Annotated in this window: 3 protein-coding genes; 1 reads left to right on the top strand and 2 read right to left on the bottom strand. The window is 57.1% G+C overall.

Annotation, left to right across the window (positions count from 1 at the left end):
• Positions 1 to 39: 39 nt before the first annotated feature.
• Both ALO64_RS18020 and ALO64_RS18015 read right to left on the bottom strand, forming a co-directional pair.
• Positions 40 to 357 (bottom strand): SCP2 sterol-binding domain-containing protein, encoded by a 318-nt coding sequence (locus ALO64_RS18020; RefSeq protein WP_002553652.1) that lies wholly within the window; start codon positions 355 to 357, stop codon positions 40 to 42.
• A gap of 55 nt (positions 358 to 412) precedes the next feature.
• On the bottom strand, positions 413 to 1,123 hold the full coding sequence (locus ALO64_RS18015; protein WP_005732812.1) for a histidine phosphatase family protein: 711 nt from the start codon (positions 1,121 to 1,123) through the stop codon (positions 413 to 415).
• Between the two features lie 205 nt (positions 1,124 to 1,328).
• Between ALO64_RS18015 and sohB the strand changes: the two genes are divergently transcribed.
• Positions 1,329 to 2,351 (top strand): protease SohB, encoded by a 1,023-nt coding sequence (gene sohB, locus ALO64_RS18010; RefSeq protein ID WP_044343970.1) that lies wholly within the window; start codon positions 1,329 to 1,331, stop codon positions 2,349 to 2,351.
• Positions 2,352 to 2,435 lie beyond the last annotated feature (84 nt).

The raw sequence follows: 2,435 nt of genomic DNA, 5'->3' as shown, positions 1-2,435 counted from the left end.
CTTCGGTTTTTTTGGTGCAGCTTGCAAAGTGTCAGGTGTTTAAACCGGGAACAGTTCGCTGAGCTTCATGGCCAGCATCATGTCGCCTTCGGCGCGCAGCTTGCCGCCCATGAATGCCTGCATGCCATCGGTCTCGCCGCTGACAATGCCCTTGAGGGTTTCGCTGTCCATGACCAGGGTCACGTTGGCGTCCGGGTTTTCGCCTTCCTGCAATTCGCAGGTGCTGTCCTTGACGATCAGGGCGTAGTGTTTGTCTTCGTCGGTGATATGGAAACCGAAGACCAGGTCCAGACCGGCAGCAGCAGCCGGGTTGAACTTGTTCTTCATGGTTTGTACGGCGTCTGCTACTGAGGTCATGTCTTGATCCTTTTGTGGTGAGTACTTGCGTCCGCAAGGACGCGATTGGCCGGGCTCAGCGATAGGTAATGAGCGCCGGCGTCTTCAGCAGTTGCAAGTGTGTGTAACCGTTGAAGGAAGCCAGGGTAACGTCGTTGCCTTTGAATTTGAGCTGATGCAGCGAAGTGTTGACGATATGCCAGTGCAGCTCCAGTGCCTTTGCTGCAGGCATTCCGGTAACGAGGTGGAGCAGGGCAGTAATGGTGCCGCCGGAGGTGAACACGGCAATACGCTCATGCGGACCTGCGTCCTGAAGAATTCTGTCCAGGCCTGCCTTGACGCGGTCCACGAAACCTTGCCAGCTTTGCAGCCCCGGCGTGTCGTGCTCGCCACTCAGCCAGCGTTTGGTAATCAGGTTGAACAACCGATGAAACCCTGCGGGGTTGCCAGCCACGTCGCGCAGAATATCCAGTGCTTGCGGTTCATCGACAAGCATCGCCGGTATCAACGCCCTGATCACGCCTTCAGCGTCGAATTCATCGAAGGCGCTGTCGAGCTGTACGGGAGGCGTTTCAATACCTGCTTCTGTGTACTGGCCCAGCACATGCTGTGCCGTGTCTTTCTGGCGCAGGAGCTCACCCGATACACACCGGTCAAAGGTCACGCCCGACTGCGCGAGGTGAGCACCCAGCACTTGTGACTGACGAATGCCCATGGGCGACAGGACGTCGTAATTGTCTGCACCAAATGAGGCCTGGCCATGTCGTATCAGATAGATGCTGCCCACGTCCGTGTTGTCTCGGTACGTTGAAGGTGGGTCGAGGTTATGAGGGATGCCGGGCGACTGTCAATGAAAAAACATACGCTCGTTTGAAATCATCGTTTTAATGGTTTGTAACGGCTCGATAGCTGGTGCGTCGCACGGGGCGTCGGTATGCTGCATTTATTGCGGCCCTTGATTGGTAAGGGCCTGACGCAAATGAGGGATATTCGTGGATTTCGTTGTCGATTACGCAAGTTTTCTGGCCAAAACCGTGACGCTGGTGATCGCCATCGTGGTGGTGCTGGTTGCCATTGCGTCCATGCGTGGCAAGGGGCGTCGCAAAACGGCCGGGCAACTGCAGGTCACCCGGCTCAATGATTTCTATAAAGGCCTGCGTGAGCGGCTCGAGCAATCCTTGCTCGACAAAGAGCGCCTCAAGACGCTGCGCAAGGAGCAGGGCAAGGCCCTGAAAAAAGAAAAAAAGCAGGCCGAGCCAAAATCCCGTGTCTATGTGCTGGATTTCGACGGTGACATCAAGGCCTCGGCTACTGAAAGCATGCGTCATGAAATTACCGCTCTGCTGACGCTGGCCACCGACAAGGACGAAGTGGTCCTGCGTCTGGAAAGCGGTGGCGGCATGGTGCACAGCTATGGTCTGGCGTCCTCGCAACTGGCACGCATTCGGCAGGCCGGTATTCCACTGACCGTATGCATCGACAAGGTTGCGGCCAGTGGCGGGTACATGATGGCCTGCATCGGCAACAAGATCATCAGCGCACCCTTCGCCATCCTCGGGTCCATCGGCGTCGTGGCGCAGTTGCCGAACGTCAATCGCTTGCTGAAGAAGCACGACATCGATTTTGAAGTGCTGACCGCAGGCGAATACAAACGCACCCTGACGGTGTTTGGCGAAAACACCGAGAAGGGTCGCGAGAAATTCCAGCAGGACCTGGACATCACCCACGACCTGTTCAAGAACTTCGTTGCCAGCTACCGCCCGCAGTTGTCTATCGACGAAGTGGCGACGGGTGAGGTATGGCTGGGCATGGCAGCGGTCGACAAACTGCTGGTCGACGAACTCAAGACCAGCGACGAGTACCTGGCCGAGCGCGCCAAGGATGCAGACGTGTTCTACCTGCACTACGTGCAACGCAAGAGCCTGCAAGAGCGCATGGGTATGGCTGCAGCCACCTCGGCGGATCAACTGGCGGCGAAGTGGTGGGGACGTTTGACTCAGCAGCGGTTCTGGTAGGCATTGTTTAGGGGGTAACGACTTGTGCCAATGCTCCGGTGCGAGCGATAACCTCAACTATCGTGCGGCGCTCTGCGTCGCATG

It is taken from the genome of Pseudomonas meliae (assembly GCF_001400515.1).
GTDB lineage: Bacteria > Pseudomonadota > Gammaproteobacteria > Pseudomonadales > Pseudomonadaceae > Aquipseudomonas > Aquipseudomonas amygdali.
The sequence above is the reverse complement of the archived record's forward strand: the minus strand, read 5'-3'. Positions and strand labels throughout refer to the sequence as shown.

Excerpts from the sequence above, each read along its gene's own strand:
- ALO64_RS18020 (WP_002553652.1), bottom strand. The coding sequence starts at position 357 with ATGACCTCAGTAGCAGACGCCGTACAAACCATGAAGAACAAGTTCAAC.